This is a genomic window from Limnoglobus roseus (assembly GCF_008254045.1).
GTDB classification, from domain to species: Bacteria; Planctomycetota; Planctomycetia; order Gemmatales; family Gemmataceae; genus Limnoglobus; species Limnoglobus roseus.
Map to the genome: position 1 here is coordinate 1,616,102 of NZ_CP042425.1, position 18,766 is coordinate 1,634,867.

General features: G+C 65.0%; 13 protein-coding genes. 5 read left to right on the forward strand and 8 right to left on the reverse strand.

Annotation, left to right across the window (positions count from 1 at the left end):
• Positions 1–47: 47 nt before the first annotated feature.
• The 6 genes from PX52LOC_RS06650 to rsgA form a co-directional block, all read right to left on the reverse strand.
• Complete coding sequence (locus PX52LOC_RS06650; RefSeq protein ID WP_149109350.1) at positions 48–410, reverse strand: transcriptional regulator; 363 nt, start codon at positions 408–410, stop codon at positions 48–50.
• On the reverse strand, positions 403–1,011 hold the full coding sequence (locus PX52LOC_RS06655) for a hypothetical protein (RefSeq protein ID WP_149109351.1): 609 nt from the start codon (positions 1,009–1,011) through the stop codon (positions 403–405). The genes PX52LOC_RS06650 and PX52LOC_RS06655 overlap by 8 nt, the downstream gene beginning before the upstream one ends.
• A 6-nt stretch (positions 1,012–1,017) precedes the next feature.
• On the reverse strand, positions 1,018–2,322 hold the full coding sequence (gene larA / locus PX52LOC_RS06660) for a nickel-dependent lactate racemase (protein WP_149109352.1): 1,305 nt from the start codon (positions 2,320–2,322) through the stop codon (positions 1,018–1,020).
• 200 nt (positions 2,323–2,522) lie between these two features.
• The gene (locus PX52LOC_RS06665) at positions 2,523–3,857 is read right to left on the reverse strand and encodes a hypothetical protein (protein WP_149109353.1); all 1,335 of its coding nucleotides are present in this window, start codon (positions 3,855–3,857) and stop codon (positions 2,523–2,525) included.
• 443 nt (positions 3,858–4,300) lie between these two features.
• A complete protein-coding gene (locus PX52LOC_RS06670; protein WP_149109354.1) occupies positions 4,301–5,713 on the reverse strand; it encodes a hypothetical protein in 1,413 nt (470 codons plus the stop codon).
• Between the two features lie 80 nt (positions 5,714–5,793).
• Positions 5,794–6,915 carry a ribosome small subunit-dependent GTPase A gene (gene rsgA / locus PX52LOC_RS06675; protein WP_149109355.1) on the reverse strand — a complete coding sequence of 374 codons (1,122 nt, stop codon included), beginning with the start codon at positions 6,913–6,915 and terminating at the stop codon, positions 5,794–5,796.
• A 91-nt stretch (positions 6,916–7,006) separates the two neighbouring features.
• On the opposite strand from rsgA, the gene PX52LOC_RS06680 reads away from it, so the two are divergent.
• Positions 7,007–8,689, forward strand: a complete 1,683-nt coding sequence (locus PX52LOC_RS06680) for a hypothetical protein (protein ID WP_149109356.1) — start codon at positions 7,007–7,009, stop codon at positions 8,687–8,689.
• A gap of 22 nt (positions 8,690–8,711) precedes the next feature.
• On the opposite strand, the gene PX52LOC_RS06685 is transcribed toward PX52LOC_RS06680, so the two are convergent.
• Positions 8,712–10,463, reverse strand: a complete 1,752-nt coding sequence (locus tag PX52LOC_RS06685) for a DUF4139 domain-containing protein (RefSeq protein ID WP_149109357.1) — start codon at positions 10,461–10,463, stop codon at positions 8,712–8,714.
• A gap of 611 nt (positions 10,464–11,074) precedes the next feature.
• Here PX52LOC_RS06685 and PX52LOC_RS06690 point away from each other — a divergent pair.
• From PX52LOC_RS06690 to PX52LOC_RS06700, 3 genes are all read left to right on the forward strand, one after another.
• Positions 11,075–11,416, forward strand: coding sequence for a hypothetical protein (locus PX52LOC_RS06690; protein ID WP_149109358.1), 342 nt, complete (start codon positions 11,075–11,077; stop codon positions 11,414–11,416).
• Between the two features lie 69 nt (positions 11,417–11,485).
• Positions 11,486–12,517 carry a family 16 glycoside hydrolase gene (locus PX52LOC_RS06695; protein WP_149109359.1) on the forward strand — a complete coding sequence of 344 codons (1,032 nt, stop codon included), beginning with the start codon at positions 11,486–11,488 and terminating at the stop codon, positions 12,515–12,517.
• A gap of 70 nt (positions 12,518–12,587) precedes the next feature.
• The gene (locus tag PX52LOC_RS06700) at positions 12,588–13,979 is read left to right on the forward strand and encodes a DUF1501 domain-containing protein (protein ID WP_149109360.1); all 1,392 of its coding nucleotides are present in this window, start codon (positions 12,588–12,590) and stop codon (positions 13,977–13,979) included.
• A gap of 104 nt (positions 13,980–14,083) precedes the next feature.
• Here PX52LOC_RS06700 and PX52LOC_RS06705 read toward each other — a convergent pair whose 3' ends face one another.
• Entirely contained in the window at positions 14,084–15,151 is a 1,068-nt protein-coding gene (locus PX52LOC_RS06705) for a tyrosine-type recombinase/integrase (protein WP_149109361.1), read from the reverse strand.
• 280 nt (positions 15,152–15,431) lie between these two features.
• Between PX52LOC_RS06705 and PX52LOC_RS06710 the strand changes: the two genes are divergently transcribed.
• Positions 15,432–18,761, forward strand: coding sequence for a tetratricopeptide repeat protein (locus tag PX52LOC_RS06710; protein ID WP_149109362.1), 3,330 nt, complete (start codon positions 15,432–15,434; stop codon positions 18,759–18,761).
• The last annotated feature ends 5 nt before the right edge of the window (positions 18,762–18,766 follow it).

Here is an 18,766-nt window from a genome sequence, read left to right on the forward strand (position 1 = left end):
CGTGTCACGCGAAAATCTCCGACCGGTGTCCACTTTTGTAATCGCCGTTACGTAGTCGAGAATCGCACCTTCGGCTTCACGGGTTCCCCTTCGGCCGACTCCAGCGCCCCGGCGACGATGCTTTCCAGCAGCGCGAGGTAGTCCACGAACCGCTTCGCCCCGACGTTCGTCAGGCAGACGAGTGTCTGCGGGCGACGGCCGTTCGTGCCCTTCGTGATTTCCACCAGCCCCGCCTCTTCGAGAGTCGTCAGGTGCCGGCTGAGGTTGCCGTCGGTCAGGTCGCAGGCATCCTTCAGGTCGGTGAACGTGAGGCCGTCTCGCTTCTTGAGCAGGCAGGTGAGAATGCCCAGGCGGGCCTTCTCGTGCATCACGCGATCGAGGCCGTCGAAGGCCGGTTTCGACTCAGCCATCGGTCCGCTCCAAGTTCCAATAGAGGATTGCCGCCACAGCCAGTTGACCCAGTCCGAACGGCCCGCCCATTGCCCACGGGTCGAACGCGGCCGGCCCGTGCGAGAAGGCGAGATTGTACGTGCCGGCCAACAGGTAGAAGACACCGACCCAAACGGTCGGCTTCGGCAAAAGTCGCCACGACGCGAACACGCCGAGGCTGAAGACGACTTGCCAGACTCCCGGCAAAATCCAGGCCGCGTCGGCCGAGTGCCGGGCAATCGCGACCGTGACGAGTAATCCGGCGGCCAGACACGGGGCGAACTGCGCGACGGCATGCCGGGTGAGTTCCCGCCGCATGACGCTCGCGGCGAACCAGTCGCGTTTCACGATCCGCAGGCCGGCCGCCCCGAGGCCGAGGATGGCGACCGAGAACCAGAGGAGCAGGTAGCCGCGCAGGTCGTCGCCCGGGCTCGGCAGGAGCAGAGGTTGCACGGCCGCGGCCAAGATCGCGAGTCCACCGGAGAAGGCGACCGGCACGGCTCGGTAGCCGCGGAACTGCTCCGTGGCCGCGACGGCCGAGCGTATTTCCGCGATCTGCGTCAGGGCTTCCCGTAGTTGCATAACCTCTTACGCCCCCATCACGTAGGGCATCACATACGGCCCTTTCGGGATGACCGCCAATTTCGCGGCCGGGCCGTACTCGGTCAGTGATTCGGCCAGGGCCTCCTCGACGCTCGCCGCCGCCTCGACGGAGCAGGTCTTCAGCACCTCGGCCGACAGACCGCCCGTGACCACCTTCACGCGACAGTGGGCCAGCACCTTCTGCAACATCACGAGTTGCCACTCATCCATCTCGCACGTGTCGTGCGGCCGGGTTTCGCGCTCCACCGTGGCCACCTTCAAGCTCTTGTACAGGCCCTTCTTGCTGTACTCGTCGAGCAACTCCTGGAATTCTGGGCTGCCCAGCCCTTCCGTCAGGCTCGCGGCGAGGATGATGGTGCCGCCCTTCTTCACGATCGGCAGTGCCCCGGTCAGCCCCTTCACGGCCTGATACCAGGAGGTGTCGAGCGGGTAGCCGGCACAACTCGTCACGACCACGTCCACGGGTTCCGGCACGCCGGCCTTCACCACGTCGCGGCAGAACTGCACGCCGGCCTGCCACGCCTCGATCATGTGGCCGGCCCCGACCCAGGTGACGCGGCGCTTGCCGTCGATGCAGACGTTCACGATGAAATCGCACCCGGCCTTCAGAGCGATGTACGTGTTCTCTTCGTGAACCGGGTTCCCGTCCACGCTGCCGCAGTCGGCCTTCGGGTGCTCGAGGAACCGCGGTGAGTGCCACCGCTTCACCGTCTCCAGGGCCGCGATGCCGGGGCAGATCAACTTCCGCCCACCACTGTACCCGGCCATCAGGTGCGGCTCGATCAGGCCGGTCGTGATCTTGAGGTCCGCCGTGGTGTAGCGGTTGTCAATCCACATCGGCACGCCGTTCGGCGTGGTGCCCAGATAGTCGTGCTCGTGCAGCACCTTGCCGTGGTGGTTCACGCACTTGTACGTCGTCGCGATGAACTCGCCGACGAGTTCGACCATTTCGTCGCCCTTGTTCGGGCGGTGCAGGCCGGTTGCGTTCAGGATCGTGATGCCGTCGCGGGGGACGCCGGCCGCTTCGAGTGTGCGCGTCAGTTCCGGCAGGATCAGCTTGTTCGGCACCGGCCGCGTGATGTCGCAGATGACGATGCACGCGGTCTTCTTCCCCTTCGCCAACTCGGACAGGGGTGGCGTCCCGATCGGGTTGCGGATCGCATCGGCGATTGCGGCTGCCGGGTCGGCTAGCGGCACGGCGTCGGCGATGGCCAGCGGTGGGGCGATCAGTCGGTCGTCCGGGAGCGTGACCGCGAGACCGGTCTTGCCGTATTCGAGCGTGACTTGCATGAGCGAGGACCGCCGGAGGAAGAGGAACCCTTTCCTTCAGGGATACCCGATCGGGCGGGAGATGACAACGGAAGGATGGGCAACGGCGTGGCGACCGTACCGGGAGAAACACGGAAGCCCCGGTCGGTGAGGGGCCGACCGGGGCTTCGGGTTGTGTGCGGGAGGGCGGACGGGTTTGCCCTCCACGCGGGGGTTACATCTTAGTGGCAGCCGCAAGCCGGGGCGGGAGCCGCACAGCCGCTGTCGCAACCGCTATCGCACTTCTTCCAGCTGCCGAGGCGAGCCTTCAGACGATCGAGGATGCCGACCCGGCTGCTACCGCAGCCGCTGTCGCAAGCCGCCGGAGCCGCTGCCGCGTGGCCGCAGGCGTCGCAGCCGCCGGTCGCCGGACCACCGCAGCCGTTGCCGCAGCCGTTCGACACGAGCACTTGCTTCTCAACAACCGTCGGGACCATCTTGCAAACCGTCACCGTTTCCGTGTGGGGCACTTGCACGCACACGTTGCGGGTGGCCTGGTAGGCCACTTGCTTGGCGACGTTGACGGTGTAGGTTTCCGTCTTCGTTTCGCACACGTGCGTCGTCTTGCAGACCGGCACTTGGATCGTTTCGGTCACACAGCGGTGACGGCAGACCGGCACTTGGATCGTTTCGGTCACGCAGTTCCACTTGCACACCGGCACGGTCACGCACTCGGACACGCACTCCCAGCTGCAAACTTGCTTCGTCACCGGAACGCATTCCTTGACCTTCTTGCAAACCGTCACCGGCTCGCAAACCGTGTCGCACGAGACGTGCTTCTTGCACACGGTCACGGTCTTGCCGCAGTTCGTCGCACACGGGTCGCAGAACGACTTCAGGCGGTCCACCAGGCCGGGGCCCACGTGGACTTCCGTCGGAACGTAGCTCACGTTCCGCACGGTCTTGGACTTCATTTCCGTGACCTGTTCGGTCTTCCAGTGGGTTTCCATCACCGTGACCGTCTTCGTGACGGGCACCTTCTTCGTGATGGTCTTGGTTTCCATCACCGTGACCGGGACCTTCTTCGTCACGGTCCGGCTTTCCATCACCGTTTCCGGGATGGACTTCGTCACGGTCCGGCTTTCCATCACCGTTTCCGTCTTCGGGACGCTGACGGTGTAGGTGCGGGTCTTGGTTTCCGGGACGCATTCCGTCTTGTAGGCGGTGTACGTCTCGGGCTTCCATTCGGTCTTCAGCACGGTGCGGGTCTCTTGGACCTGCGTCGGAACCAGGACGGTTTCCTTGACCGTGGTGTAGGTCGGGGCCGGAGCCGGGGCCGGCGTGGCACAGCCGCCCGCCGCCGCGCCGCAGCCACCGGCCGGGCCGGCACAGCCGCCGGCGGGAGCGCCGCAGCCGCCGCAGGTTTCAGCCGGAGCCGCACACGTTGGCTCAGCCGCACAACCGCAGTCGGCGGACTTTTTACCGAACAGCCGCCCGCCGAACGCCGAAGCGTCGGCCGCGGTCATCCCGACGGCAGCGGCCGTCAGCATACAGACCTTCAATCGGCGAACGTTCATCTCTTCAACTCCTGTTCCCACACTCCAGAGTTCCCCTCGCCGCGACCTTTCCGTTTGCCGCTTACCATTCAGCGTGGGGTATCTGTGTGCTTGCGGAAAGATGACGCGCAAACGGGGAATGGGAAAGCAAACGAGGACGGAGAAGACGCAAAATCTCGCGAGCTTGGATGTGAATGCGCCCGTCGCACGGGTCGTTTGATTCGGGCAAAGATCGCCGGTTCGGACAGTCCTGCGGGTGCCGCCGACGGAAGCTAGCGCAATCGTGCCGGTGGGGCCGTCTCGACGCGCAAAAATCGATTCAATCGCGCCGACGCGAACCCATTCTGGCATACCAGTTGCGCGGCGGCCGTGTTGCAGAAATCAGCGGCCCGAACTCTGGGGCAGGCACGCAAACGGGACAGGCGCGGGAAGTGGTAACGGTCGCGCCGACAAACCCCTTTGGGTTACGACCGTCGGCGCGTCGAGTCGGGCAATTGAAGCCGAAAATCGGATCGTGGCGATTGTGCCATCGGGTTCCGCCGCCAGACGTGGACGAGGGGCAACAGCAGGATCAACACTGCGTTCAGCAGGTGGGAATGGTACACGAACGTGAACGACAGCAAGTTCGCGACGCCCAACGCCAGCGCGGCTTGCCGCAGTCGGCTCGCGGCGGGAAGCCACACGGCCAGCGGCAGGAGCATCAGCAGGTACCACGAGTGGTACTTCGAACTGGCCAGGATCGCCGCGAGTAGCACCAGCACACAGTCACGGGCCAGCGCCTCACCGCCGCCGTTGCCGTCGCGGACCCGACGGACGAACGCCGCCCCCACGACCACCGCGAACGCGAACCAGCCCGCCGCCTTCACGATCGAAGGGAGGATCTGCTCTACGCCCCCGCGCAGTTTCAACACCTCCACCGGCCATAGGGCGATCGTTGCGAGCGACTTGTCCGTCGCCGAGAGGTTCTTGCCCGTCCGCTCGAAGTACGATGCGTCAAACCCGTCGCGATACGGCCACCAGCACGCCACCGCCAGGAGCAGCCCGGCGAGGCAACTCACCGCCGTCCGCGTCCAACCGAACCGCCGAACCGCCGCCAGCAATACGAACGGGACCGCCAGGACCGAGAGGTACTTCACCAGTGCCGCGGCCACGAGAGCCGGGAATACGACCAGCCACCACCCGCGAAGGAACGCCACGACGGCGACGGCCACGCCGAGGGCGAACAGGACGTCGTTGTGCGCGTTCGAGACGCCGTGCAGCAACATCAACGGATTCCACGCCACCAGCAGGGCGTGGCGCGTCGGGTACTCCCGACCAAGGGACCGGCCGCCAAGCCAGATCATCCCGCTGAGCAACAGGAACCCGATCACCGCCACGGCCTTCAATACGAATACCGCCAGACCGTGGTCGGGGCCGCTGATCGCGAGTGCGGCCCACGATTCCAGCGCGAACAGGAAGCCGTAGGTACACGGGACGAACTGCCACTCCTGCCAGAACATCGGGTCGGTCAGGCCGGTCGGCATTTCGTACAGGAGCGTCTGGTACGGATTGACGCCGTACCCGGCCTGCTGCCAGCCGATGTTCACGTAGATGTACAGGTCGTTGGATTGGAACGCCGGCACAACGGCCGCCGTCACCGCGAGGGCGACCGCGTACCCTGCGACGATTCGCCGACCGCGAAGCGACTCCGGCAACCGCCGGACAGCGCGGTAGGCGACGGCGAAAGCCGCGAGCAGCCCAAGGACGAGCACCCAGCGGAACGCTTCACGGACACCGCTGGCCGCATCGACGCGGAAGAACACGGCCGCCGCGGCGTACAGGCCGACGCCGGCCAGCCCCGCGAGGTGCAGGTGGCGTGTGGCCGAGTGTGAGGTCATGGAACGGCTCTCGGTGTAAGGCCGCCCAGAGTAACGGCCCCGCCGCCGTTGTCAACGCAGGATCGAACGTGCGAACGCCGTCACTCTTCCACACCGTTGAACAGCCCGAGGTAGCTGTAATACCGCCGGCCGCTGACGAGTTTCCGCCGGACGGCGTCCTTCACGCGGCAGTCGGACTCGTGCGTGTGCGTGCAGTCGGGGAAGCGACAGAGCGCGATGAACGGCCGCAGTTCGCTGAAGTAGCCCTCGACTTCCTCGGGCCGCGTGTCCCAGAGTTGCAACTGCCGCACGCCGGGTGTGTCCACCACCCACCCTCCGAACGACAGGCGGATCAGTTCGGCCGTCGTCGTGGTGTGCTTCCCCTTCTGGTTCACGTCGCTCACCTCGCTGACCCGCAGCGACAGCCCCGGCTCGGCGGCGTTCAACAGCGACGACTTGCCGACGCCGGACTGCCCGGAGAAGACCGTCGCCCGATCCTTGAGCATCGCCCGAAGTCGCGCGACGCCGACGCCGGTTTGTGCGCTCGCCAGGATCGTCGGAATGCCGATCTGCGAGTACGCCCCGACAAGGGGTTGCAAGGCCACCGGGTCGGCGAGGTCGATCTTGTTCAGCACGAGCACCGGCTTCAGCCCGCCCTTCTCGGCCGACGCGATGTAACGGTCGATCAGGTGAACCTTCAACTCCGGTTGCACCAGCGACATGACGATCACGAGTTGATCGACGTTCGCGACGAGGACGTGTTCCCGCCGCCGCGACGACCGGGTGAGAACGCCGTGCCGGGGGTCGATGCGCTCGATCACGCCCTCGGGTTCCGCCCCCCGCAGCGCGTCGCCGCCCGCCGCCACCCACACCCAATCGCCCGTCGTGACGATGCTCCGCTCGTCGACCTGCAAACTCTTCAACACGCGGCGAACGGTGCAGCGGACGGTGCGGCCGTCGTCGAGTTCCACGTAGCTGTAAAGGCCGTGGACGCGGACCACACGCCCGCGAACCCACCCGCCCTCCGTCCCCGGCATGGCGGCGGCGTCCTCGGCCATGATGGTGCGGTGCCGCGAAGCGTCGCCCTTGGCCCGCACCCGCTCGGTGTTGGCCACGTCGTGCGCCCCGTTGTCCTGAAACTGCCGGGTCACGTCATTTTCGCGCGGCGGCTTCGACAGGTTCCGCCGCATCTCGACGCGGACCTTCTTCTTCTTGGATGCCATGAATTCCTCAAGTCGGGCGGCCGATACAAGGCAGGATACTGCCCGGAGAGCGGTCCGGGTCGGTCGGTTCGCGCTTTTGCCGGGGCTTCGCATGTTTCCGAATCTGCTCCAACGCCTGTCCCTCCCGCGAATCGCGTGGCCGCCGCTGCCCGCCCCCCGCGTCGTGGCGGTCGGCACGATCGCCCTGTTCGTGGCGGCGGTCGCGTTCGTCCTCCGCTTCGGTAGCAACTGCCCCGTCGGCGACGAGTGGTACCTGCTGACCGAGGTGCTGCACCAGGGCTTCTCGTGGAAGTGGGTGACGGCCCACCACAACGAGCACCGTTACATCCTGGCGAAGACCCTCTGGTACGCCTCGCTGAGTCTGACCCGCTTCGACTTCCGGGCGGGGACGTTCGTGACCCTCGGACTGATGTTCGCGAGCGTCGGCTTCCTCCTCGCGGCGATCCGCCGGCGGTGCGGACGTTTGCACCTCGCGGACCTGTTCGTGCCGGCGGTGTTGCTGCACTGGGGCCACTGGTTCGCGTGGCTGATGGGGTATCAGATTGCGTTCAGCCTCGTCGTGTTCTGCGCCGCCGGGTTCGCGTGGGCGACAACGCTGGAATCGGAGAAGAAAGCCGCTTGGCTCGGCGCGCTGTTCTTGGGGCTGATGGCCCTGAACGGCGGGTTCGGTCTCGGGTGGAGCGGGCCGTTGGTCCTGTGGGTCGCGTTCGCGGCGTGGCGGCAGCGCTCGATTCTGTTGGGCATCGTGCCGGTCGCGGTGGCCGGGTACGTCACATTCGTCGTGCTGACAACGCCGCCGCCGATGGCCTCGCAGGCGAAACCAAACTTCGGCGGGTTTGTCGAAGCCCTCGTGATGTACCTCGGCACCGGTTTCGGGCCGGACGGCTTCGGACCGTGGGGCGTGTCGCGCGTCCTGGCGGGGTCCGTCGGCCTCGGCTTGGTGCTGGCGGCGCTCGCCGTCACCGGGCGGGTGGTGCTCGCGGACCGTGCGGAACGTCTTCGCGCCGCGGGCCTCTTCGCCGTCCTGCTCGGCCACCTGGCCGTGGCCGTCACGATCGCGTGGTACCGGGGCCACGCCCAGGGGCACCGCTTCATCACTCCGAGCGCCGTCGGCCTCGCGATCGCGTGGATGGCCCTGCGGCAGTACGTGCCGTTCCGCCCGGCGTGGCTCGCTGTCGCCGCGGTCGGGGCGATAGTAGTGTTCGCCGTCAACGCGAAGGACGGCTACCGTCAGGGGTTACAGCAAAAGGCGAACCAGAAGGGCTTCCTAGCCGACGTGGAGCGGGGCACGCCGGCGCTGTTCCTCGCGGGCAAGTACGGCGGGCAGTGGCTGATCTACGACCCGCACGGCCAGAACATCGCCGCCCTCCGCGACGCGAAAATCGGGGCGTTCGCCCGAACCCCGGCCGACCCGCCTTCCGTTTCACTCCCCGTGGCAATGCCGCCGGACGCGATGCTGCCGGGGTGCGACAACACGCCGTTCAGCAGCGGCAGCTCGCCCCCGGCGGTGACAATTGCGGATGCGCCAACGACGGTGATCGCCCTCCGTGTCCGCATCGAGCAGACTCGATTGGAGGCGTGGCAAGAAGTGGCCCTGACGTGGTCCGACGGCGGCATCCCGCACCGTGCGACGGCCTACCCGAACCTCTTCCCGCCGCAGGGGAACGCGCTGGTCTTCCCGACCACGCCGCGACCCACGAACGTGCGATTCGAAGCCGCCTCACCGACGGGCGGCCTGAAGATTCTGGCGGTCGATTGGCTGGCGAAGGAGTAGCCGCAGTGTTCTTCCGACTGCATCACCGCCAGTAGTAGTACCACGAGTACGCCTTCTCGTTACTCTGGCCGGGTTCGAGCTTTGCGGTCCAGGTGATGCGGCCGACGCCGTTGAAGTGGCCCCACCAGACCGGCCACGAGTAGGAACCCCACCAGCCGGGGCGGGCGGAAATGCTCGTGTCGTCGTCGTCTTCCAGCAGGTTGACCATCTCGGCCTTCACGCCGTCGGCGGCCTTGTCGAGATTGCCCAGGACGGACCGCGTCACTTCCACCTCGACCGCCTTCGGGCCGTTGTTCGTTAGTTCCAGGCTGCTGCCGATGTCGATCCGCCAGTAGGCGTGGCCGTCGTAAGTCTGGGCGTTCGGCGTCCGCTTCGTCTCCTTGTCCTTCTTCTTCACCCGCACGTCGATGGCCGTCGTCAGCGTCAGGTCCACGGTGTTCTGCTTCGAGGTGTAGGTCATCATCGCCTGCGACAACACTTTGCCGTCCTTCAGAATCAGGGCTGGGGCGGTGGTGAACGGTTGGGCGTTGCCGTTCGTCAGGCGGACCTTGTGCTGTACCTTCGGCACGGCCATCATCTTCACCAACTCGGCCGTGTGCGCGTCGTTCACCTGCCGGCGGAGTTCCAGCGGCGGCGCGTACGGCACGTCCAGGGTGTACACGTCCTTGTAATCGACGCTCTGCTGCGACACGGCCAACACCATCCGCTGCCCTTTCGCGAGGGTGACGTTCGTCAGGGTGAAGACGAAGAGGTCTTCGCTCTGGTTGCCGCCGAGGTCCGGCCCGAGGTTCGGGCCGGGGTTCGCTGCCCGCCCTCCGGACCCAGCCATTTGTGGAGCCCCGATGTTCTGCGTCATCATCGAGTTGCTGAGGGCGAACTGCGTGCGGGTGCCATCGGCTTCGAAGTATGACGACAGTTGCGTCAACGCCTGGTTCAGTGCGATCGGGTCGGCCGAGTCTTTGAAGTAGAACGATGGCACACCGATCACGAGGTTGACGGTGGCGTCCTTCAAGTCCGTGAGTTCGTTGATGAGCGTGGCCTGCATCTTGACCGTGGCCTTGCCCTTGCCGTCGAGTTCGACGCGGTAGTTCGGAATCCATCGGATGCCCTTCTGCACGTAGGCCATGCCGACCTCGGCCGACTTCGCAGCCGGTTGGCCGGCCCAGTCGAGTTTCATCGTCAGCAGGTTCCGGTACTCTTCTTGGCTCAGTTTCGTCTCGTACTTGCCGACGAACTTCACGTCGGTGATGGCGTCGATCGACACCGCCTTCGTGCCCTCGATGGTCTTCAGTAACAGCACATTCCCCTTCTGCGGCAAGCTCTCCCCACCCGGCACGGGGGCCGACTTCTCGACTTCTTCCGTCGGTCGCGAAAGAGCCTTTACAATGGTCGCGGGGTACGGCGGCTTGCTCCCCTCGGTAACGACGACTTCCGCGCCGGGGTTCGCTTCGATCAGTTCGCGGAGGGTCAGAGCCGTCTGTTCGACCGTCACCCGCCGCCGCCCGGCCGTCACCGATTGCGGCGCAACCGCCGGGTTCGCGCTGTACGGCCAGAACGTGCCGAGCACCGGGTTCGGTAGCAAGTCGAGCAAGACGTTCCCCGCGGCGTCCACGGGCATCGTCCCCTGATGCACGACATAGGCGTGGCCGTCCTTGAAGACTGTCACTTCCTTGACCGGTATCTTGGCCAGGGCACCGAGCGCGGCGGCCGGTTCCGCCCGGGTGGGACCGATCGCGGCAAAGAGAACGAGCGCCGCCAGTGGCAGTCGCGTCATGGTCCACCTGTCTTTCGCTCAAATGGGAGAGGAACTGCGCAGAGTATAGCAAGGCGGGTGAGAACCCGGCGCAACGCTTCGGTAACAGGAAGTTGGTAATTTCCGCTTCGGAAAACGACACGGCCGGCGCTGAACGCGCCGGCCGTGGGGAGTTGCCAGGGGATGAGGCGGGTAGGTGTGCCGGCTCGGAATGGGCCGAGCCGTTCAGGGGGAAGGTTGGGGGAGTTGCCACGGTCCTCATCAGTCGGCCCGATGTTTTCCCGCGTCGGGCCGACCGGCGAGGACGAGGAACCCTTAACGCACGCCCCGTGCCAAACGCCATTTCGCAAGAGTTACCCGTCGACCCACCCGCCCCGGCAAGCTGGGGAAAGAATCGAGCGTACCGGCCCCGCCGGTCGTGCAAGTTCGACAGGAGAAGTTGCAAATCGGACAACCCGCGCAGCCGCCATAACTTCCCCGGCCGCCAAATTGCGCTTGACTCGCGACGCGAAAACTGTGACGAATGGAAGAGAGGACTCACGTGCGCGCAGGGGTGACGAAAACCCTGGCCACCGGCCGCGACCGCCGACCGCCCCGACTCGGCCCCCATGACACCAGGAGCACCACCCGCCATGCGTCTCTTCTCTTGCGATGTGTGCGGCAAGACTCTCAACCCCGACACCGACCCCCGGTTCGTCTGGAAAGTCGAAGGCAGTCCTGTCTCCGAAGAGTTAGAGCCGACGGTCCTGGAAGAAGACGACCTCGAAGCCGACGAGGACAGCGTGGAGAGCATGGACGAACTCCTCCTCGAGCGCGAGGGGCAGAGCGAAGCCGACGACGCGCGCGACACCGCCGAGATGCTGCCGGTCTGCGTCCGCCGCGCCTACGACATCTGCGGCACCTGCTACCTGAAACTCGTCAACGACCCCCTCGGCCTCGAATCGCGCAAAGCCCGGCCATTCAGCCGGAACTGAGCCGACACTTTGACCCAAATCGTACCGAACCGCGCATAGACTATCTCCGGCCCACCCCGGAGATTCTTCATGCGCTCCTTCGTCGTCTTGCTCTTCCTCGCGTCTCCCGCCATGGCCGCCGAACCGGCGGCCGTGCCGCTGTTCAACGGCAAGGACCTCAGCGGCTGGGTGAACGCCAACTGTGCCCCGTCCACCTTCTTCGTGAAGGGCAACGAGGTCGTCACCACCGGGCAGCCGATCGGCTTCCTGCGCACCGAGCGGATGTACGAGAACTTCGAGATGGAAGTCGAGTGGATGCACGTCGAGAAGACCAAGATGGCCAACAGTGGCATCTACCTCTGGAACGACCCGCTCCCGGCCGTCGGCACGCCGTTCACTCGCGGCATCGAGGTGCAAGTGCTGCTCAACTACAAGCCGGCCGACGGGTGGGCGACGAGCGAAGGCGACATCTTCAGTATTTGGGGGGCGAAGTGCAAACCCGACCGGCCGCACCCGAAGGGAATCGAGCGGTGCCTGCCGAGCGAGAACCGCACGAAGCCGGCCGGCGAATGGAACCACTACAAGATCATCGCCAACGACGGCGTCGTGAAGCTGCACGTCAACGGCAAGGAAGTGTCCGGCGTCAGCCAGTGCAGCCCGCGGAAGGGCTACCTCGCCCTGGAAAGCGAGGGCGTCGAGTGCCACTTCCGCAACATGACGATCAAGGAACTGCCGAGTACGAACCCCTCGAAGGAACAGACCGCCACCGAGTACGCCGGGCACAAGAGCCTTTTCGACGGCCTCACGCTCACCGGTTGGACCGGCGAAGGCTGGAAGGTCGGGGGCGAGAAATTGCAATCGACCGGCCAGGGCGATCTGACCACGACCACGAAGCTCGGCAAGGGCGAACTGATCTTCGACTGGAAGATGCCGGCGAAATCGGTTGGAGAGTTCGAAATCCTGGTCGACGGCAAGATGCTGACGGTAAAGCAGCCACCGTTGATGAAGCCCGGCACGTGGTCGCGGTACACGATCGCCCTAGAAGGCGACGCAGCCCCGCTAACGATCAAGGCCTCCGAGGGGCTGGAGATCATGAACGTGTTCTTCGCGGCGGCGAAGTAAAGCCGTGGTGGTGAGCGATTCGGGTAAGATACTCCTGTTCGACGTGGACTGACTCTCCAGGGTTTCTCCCATGCACACCCCGCTTGCGCGTCGTTGGTTCCTACAACAGTGCGGCGTCGGCCTCGGCGCGGCAGCCTTCTCGGCGATGCTCACGCACGACGGCTACGCGGCCGACGATCCGCTCGCGCCGAAATCGCCGCACTTTGCGCCGAAGGCCAAGCGCGTCATCTACCTCTTCCAGGCCGGGGCACCGAGCCATCTGGAGTTGTTCGACTACAAGCCTGAACTCGCGAAGCAGGACGGCAAGCTGCCGCCGGCGAAGCTGCTCGACGGCTACCGGGCGGCGTTCATCAACCCGAACTCGAAGTGTCTCGGCCCGAAGTTCAAGTTCGCGAAGCACGGCCAGAGCGGGGCGGAACTCTCAGAGTTGCTGCCGCACACGGCGAAGATCGTCGACGACATCGCCATCGTGCGGTCGATGGTGACGGATGCGTTCAACCACGCCCCGGCCCAGTGCATGATGAACACCGGGGCGATGCAGTTCGGCCGCCCGAGCTTCGGCTCGTGGGGCCTCTACGGTCTCGGCCAGGAATCAAAAGACCTCCCGGGCTTCGTCGTCTTCAGTACCGGCAGCAAGGGGCCGAGCGGTGGCAACGCCTGTTGGGGCAGCGGTTTCCTTCCCACGGTGTACAACGGCGTGCAGTTCCGCGGCGGGACTGAGCCGGTGTTATTCCTCAACAACCCGAACGGCATCGACGCCGCTTCGCAGAAGGACGCGCTCGACGGCATCAACAAGTTGAACAAGCTCCGCCTCGACAGCGTCGGCGACCCGGAGATCGCCACGCGGATCAACAGCTACGAGATGGCCTACCGGATGCAGCACGCCGCCCCGGAAGTCATGGACATCAGTAAGGAAGACAAGAAGACGCTCGACCTGTACGGGGCCGAACCCGGCAAGAACACTTATGCGAACGCCTGTCTGCTCTCCCGCCGGCTGATCGAGAAGGGCGTGCGGTTCGTGCAGATTTACCATGAAGCCTGGGACCAACACGGCAACCTCGTCAACGACCTGAAGAAGAACTGCAAGAACACCGATCAAGCGTCGGCCGCGCTGGTGACGGACCTGAAGCAGCGCGGCTTGCTGGACGATACGCTGGTGATCTGGGGCGGCGAGTTCGGCCGGACGCCGATGGTACAGGGCGGGTCGGACGGCCGCGACCACCACCCGAACGCCTTCTCGTACTGGCTGGCCGGCGGCGGCATCAAGGGCGGCCAAACGATCGGTACGACCGACGACCTCGGCTTCAACGCGGTGGAGGACAAGGTCCACGTCCACGACCTGCACGCAACGCTGTTGCACCTGCTCGGCTTCGACCACACGAAGCTGACGTTCAAGTTCCAGGGCCGCCCGTTCCGCCTGACGGATGTGCACGGGAATGTGATGAAGAAGCTGTTAGTGTAATTGGGCCAGCAGATTTGGATGACCAAATGGCTTGTCTCGATGTACTCACTTATCACAACGCGGCGGTGGTTTGGGTTATAGTTCCGGACCACCGCCGAAAAAATTCAACTACCCGTCAGAGGAGAGCGGCCCGTAAGCCGGGTCAGTAGAACATCTAACACCTTTAGGGTATCTGCACCCGCTCCAATCATCAGCTCCTCGAATAAATTTCTGATTCTTTGCACCTGTGCCTCGGCCTCTGTCGGTACAGTCGAGATCGGTGTCGGCCCCGTCGCCCCCAAGTTTCGTTCACGCTTTACGCCGGATAGTGCTTGATCGATCCCCGTAAGAATGTCGGCCTCGTTGAGGTGTACGTAGCGCTTGGTCGTTTCGAGATTTTCATGGCCTAACATTGCTGCGAGGACGATTTGCTGCACGCCCGCCCGAATCGCTTCGGTCGCTCCGGTGTGCCGGAGGGTGTAGATCACGATCCGCTCGCCGTTCACGTCCGCTACTAATTCAGCGGCCTTCCGCGCCCGTCGCATCAAACAACGGAGGGCGTTCCCCGTCCAGGCCCGACCGCCCCGGCCGGGGAACACGGGATCAGTCGGGAGCGGTTGCCGTCGCCCCTGCCAAGTTGTTAATATGCGAAGGGCCATCTTACCGAGGGGTATCACCCGGTCGCGTTGGCGTTCCCGTACCCCGCCTCGTGGCCGCCCTTTCGGCTTGGACTCCCGCAACCGCAGCACCCGGCCGGCAAGATCGACCTGCGACCACCGCAATGTACGCAGCTCGCCGGGACGAGCAATCGTGTATCGCATCATCATCAGATACCGGCGAAGTGGGCGTCTCCCCGCACGATAGAGCCTGGCCATTTCGTCGCGCCGGATGGTCCGCTTCCGCTGACCGCACGGGGGTACGGTCAGCTTGCAGAAAGGGTGGCGAGATATCAACTCTTCGTCAGCCGCCCAACGGAAGAGGGATTTCAGTGATCGGGCAAACTGGTACGTGTACCGGATCTTTGCCAAGTCCTTGAGCCGCACCTCGTCGGCTGGCCTCTCACCGACGAGCCGACGAAGTTTCCGAAACTGTATGGCGTACCAATCGCGTGTTCCAGGTTTCCGCTGACCGGTGGCCACGAGATCGTTTAAGTGATTGAGGTAGGAGTCAATCAGAACAGCAACAGTACTCATGGCTTAGCTCGGTAGGGTAAAGGGGTACCATCAAATCATTGCATTGACATCCCCTGTTGTGTATCTCGGTTGCCGAACGTATTTTGTCAGCTGCTCACTGCTTTGACCTGCCGAATACCCCCAGCACCCCGTCGGCGGTTCGCACGTTGTCGGCGTGGTGGCCAGTCAGGACGACAAACTTCGCGCGAGCCGAGGTCATTGGGAATTCCGGCCGCAAAGAACCTGCTGGTGTGACGCCCATGTGCAGGTAAAATGGCGACACCCGCCCGGAGTCGTCGTCATGTCGGAATTTGAAGCGTCGGGTACGCAGGCCGCCACCCCGGACCAGAACAAGCGGTCGGCCGAGATCTCGGCCACACCCAACACCGGCCCCCCCGCCGTGGGCGACCGCTACGACGTGCAAGACTTGATTGCCGAGGGCGGCATGGGCGCGGTCTACCGGGCCGCGGACACCGCCCTCATGCGGGACGTGGCCGTCAAGGTGATGCACGAGCGGTACAACGACTCGCTCCACGCCCGGCGGCGGTTCGAGTACGAGGCGCGGATCACGGCCCAACTCCAACACCCCAACATTCCCCCCGTCCACGACCTCGGCACCGCTTCCAACGGCTGCCCCTTCCTCGCCCTGAAGCTCGTCAAGGGGCAAACGCTCGACGTGCTCTTGAAGGCCCGCACCGACACGGCCCAGGACCGCGGCCGGTTCGTGGCTGCGTTCGAGGCCATTTGCCAGGCCATCGGGTACGCCCACAGTAAGGGCGTCATCCACCGCGACCTGAAGCCGTTGAACGTCATGGTCGGGGCGTTCGGCGAAGTGCAAGTCATGGACTGGGGGTTGGCGAAATTCCACGGCGACGCCACCGACGACACGGCCGAAACCACCGTCGCGACCACCTTCCACGACCCGGGAATGTCGGACGATTCCAAGACGAGTGCCGGGTCGATTCTCGGCACGCCCGCGTTCATGCCGCCGGAACAGGCCATCGGGGCCGTCGATCAGATCGGCGAGCAGAGCGACGTCTTCGGCCTGGGCGCGATCCTGTGCGTCATCCTCACGGGTCAACCGCCGTTCGTCGGCGGGAGTGGCGAATCGACCCGGCAACTGGCGGCCCAGGGCAAAGTCGGGGACGCCTTCGCCCGCCTGGACCGGTGCGGGGCCGACCCGGAACTGGTCGCGCTGGCGAAGCGGTGCCTCGCGGTGGACCCAGCGGAGAGACTGCTGAATGGGTCGGCCGTGGCGGCCGAGGTGGCCCGCATCCGGGCGGAAGCCGACCAGCGGGCCGTGCAGGCCGAGATCGCCCGGGCGTCGGCCAACACGCGCCGCCGGGTGCTGACCATTTCGGCGTGCGTCGTGATCGGGGTGCTCACGGCCGGCATCGCGGCGACCGTGTGGCAGGCCGTGCGGGCGACGAACGCCGAGGCCGCGACGGCGGGCCAACTGGCGCTAACGAATCAGGCCAAAGAATTGGCGGAGGGGGAAACGGCGAAGGCACTCGCCGCTACCGCCGCGGAGAAGCTCGCGAACGAACTGACCGGGAAGCGGCTCAAGCAGATCGAGAAGAACAACGCCGTCATCTTGTCGATCTTCGAAGACCTGGACCCTCTCGCAATCAAGCAAAAGACCAAGCCCCTGGAGGCCGTGCTGGCGGGCCGGTTGGTGAAGGCCGGGCAGGAACTCGACGCGGAGGCCGTCGGCGACCCGGTGACGGTCGCCGACCTGCAAAATCGCCTCGGCCAGACGCTCGTGAGCCTCGGCTTTCCCAAGGACGCCGAACCGCTCTTCACGAAAGCGCTCGACACGCGGGTGCGCCTCCTGGGGATTCAACACGCCGACGCGGTGACGTCCCGGAACAACCTTTCGGGCGTCTACGGCGTGACCGGGCGTCTCGAAAAGGCCACGCGATTGTGGACCGATTTGATCCAGGCGAAGAAGGCGAATCCGGCCGACGACCACGACCCCGAGGCGGTCACGCGCTTGCTCGGCACCATTGTTACCCTGGCCAGTTCCGCCGGGGCGGGCGGCGTGCCGTCCGAGCAATTGATCCCGATCTCCGAAGAACTCGTCCGGGTTGCGAAACGAGAACTCGGCCCCGACGATCCCCAGACCCTCGCGTTCCTCAACCAGCTCGGGGAGCTCTATGCCGAGGCCGGGCAGGGAGAAAAGGCCGTCACGTTACTCAAAGAGGTTTTGGCGACGCGGGAGCAAAAAGCCGGGCACGACCACCCCACGACTCTGACGAGCGTGTACACACTGGCGGAGGCGTACCAGGCTGCCAACCAAGCGGACAAGGCGTTTCCGCTCTACGAACGTGCTCTGAGCCAGAGGCGCGTCAAACTCGGGAACGAACACCCGGACACGCTCACCAGTATTCAGGGGCTTGCGGAATGGTACCGCACGGCCAACCAAGCGGCCAAGGCGGTGCCGCTCAACGAAGAGTTGGTGAAGGTGCGGAAGGCAAAGAAGGGGGCGAGCGACTTCGACACGTTGGTCGCGATGAACAACTTGGCCCTGAGTTACGCCAACGCCGGCGAGGTCCGGAAGGCCATCCCGATTTATCAAGAGACGCTCGCGTTGATGCAAAAGCACCTGGAACCGAGCCACGACAGCACGCTCATCACCATGTACAACCTCGCCGACGCACACTATCAGACCCAACAGGGAAACGAGGCCGCCCGTCTGTTCGAGGAGGTGGTTGCGGCTCGAAAGATCAAACTCGGGCGGGACGATCCCATGACCCTTCAGACGATGAACTGGCTCGCCATGAGTTACAAGTTGGCCGGCCGACTGGACGACGCCATCCAGCTGTTCGAGGAAACCCTGACCCTCCGGAAGACCAAGCTCGGCCCCAAGCACCCAGACACGCTCATCAGCATGAACAACTTGGGGTGGGCGCTCGCCACCCGGGGGGACCGGGATCGGGCCATCGCGATCTTCGAGGACGCGGCACGCCTGATGAAATCCGAACTGGGCGATGATAACGTCGAAACCCTGAACACGCTCACCAACCTCGCGGACAACTTCCGGGCCACGCGGCGGTATCAACCGGCACTCGCCGTCTACACCGACGTTCTCCGACGGAAGCGGGACAAGTTCGGCGGGACGAATCTCGCGACCCTCGACGCCATCATCTGGACGTACATTGATGCCGAGGAAGGAGGCGACCGCCTCGACTTGTTCGACGAGTACGTGCGACTCCACCGGGAAGCCGCCCCGCCGCACGACCCGGCGTTCGCGAGCATCCTGGGCCAAGCGAGTCTTCACCTCCTGAAATTCAAGCAGTTTGCCGTGGCCGAGAAGTACCTGCGCGAGTGCCTGGCGATCCGCGAGAAGGTTCTCCCGGATGCGTGGAATATCTTCGCCACCCGGTCGATGATCGGCATTTCGCTGATGGGCCAAAAGAAGCCCGCCGAGGCGGAGCCGTTCCTCGTCGCGGGCTACACCGGCTTGCGGGAGCGCGAGTCGACGATTCCCCTACCGGGCCGAAACCGGCTGTTCGAAGCCGGCCAAGCCCTCGCCGATTTGTATGCCGCCACCGACCGGCCGCAGAAGGCGGCCGACGTTCGGGCCACGCTGCCGAACGAGCTGGCCCCTTGGCCGCGAGAGGGGAAGTAAGCTCC

Coding starts and splice junctions, on each gene's coding strand:
- PX52LOC_RS06685 (WP_149109357.1), bottom strand. CDS start 10,463: ATGACGCGACTGCCACTGGCGGCGCTCGTTCTCTTTGCCGCGATCGGT.
- PX52LOC_RS06695 (WP_149109359.1), top strand. CDS start 11,486: ATGCGCTCCTTCGTCGTCTTGCTCTTCCTCGCGTCTCCCGCCATGGCC.
- PX52LOC_RS06670 (WP_149109354.1), bottom strand. CDS start 5,713: ATGACCTCACACTCGGCCACACGCCACCTGCACCTCGCGGGGCTGGCC.
- PX52LOC_RS06665 (WP_149109353.1), bottom strand. CDS start 3,857: ATGAACGTTCGCCGATTGAAGGTCTGTATGCTGACGGCCGCTGCCGTC.
- PX52LOC_RS06680 (WP_149109356.1), top strand. CDS start 7,007: ATGTTTCCGAATCTGCTCCAACGCCTGTCCCTCCCGCGAATCGCGTGG.
- rsgA (WP_149109355.1), bottom strand. CDS start 6,915: ATGGCATCCAAGAAGAAGAAGGTCCGCGTCGAGATGCGGCGGAACCTG.
- PX52LOC_RS06705 (WP_149109361.1), bottom strand. CDS start 15,151: ATGAGTACTGTTGCTGTTCTGATTGACTCCTACCTCAATCACTTAAAC.
- larA (WP_149109352.1), bottom strand. CDS start 2,322: ATGCAAGTCACGCTCGAATACGGCAAGACCGGTCTCGCGGTCACGCTC.
- PX52LOC_RS06650 (WP_149109350.1), bottom strand. CDS start 410: ATGGCTGAGTCGAAACCGGCCTTCGACGGCCTCGATCGCGTGATGCAC.
- PX52LOC_RS06710 (WP_149109362.1), top strand. CDS start 15,432: ATGTCGGAATTTGAAGCGTCGGGTACGCAGGCCGCCACCCCGGACCAG.
- PX52LOC_RS06690 (WP_149109358.1), top strand. CDS start 11,075: ATGCGTCTCTTCTCTTGCGATGTGTGCGGCAAGACTCTCAACCCCGAC.
- PX52LOC_RS06655 (WP_149109351.1), bottom strand. CDS start 1,011: ATGCAACTACGGGAAGCCCTGACGCAGATCGCGGAAATACGCTCGGCC.
- PX52LOC_RS06700 (WP_149109360.1), top strand. CDS start 12,588: ATGCACACCCCGCTTGCGCGTCGTTGGTTCCTACAACAGTGCGGCGTC.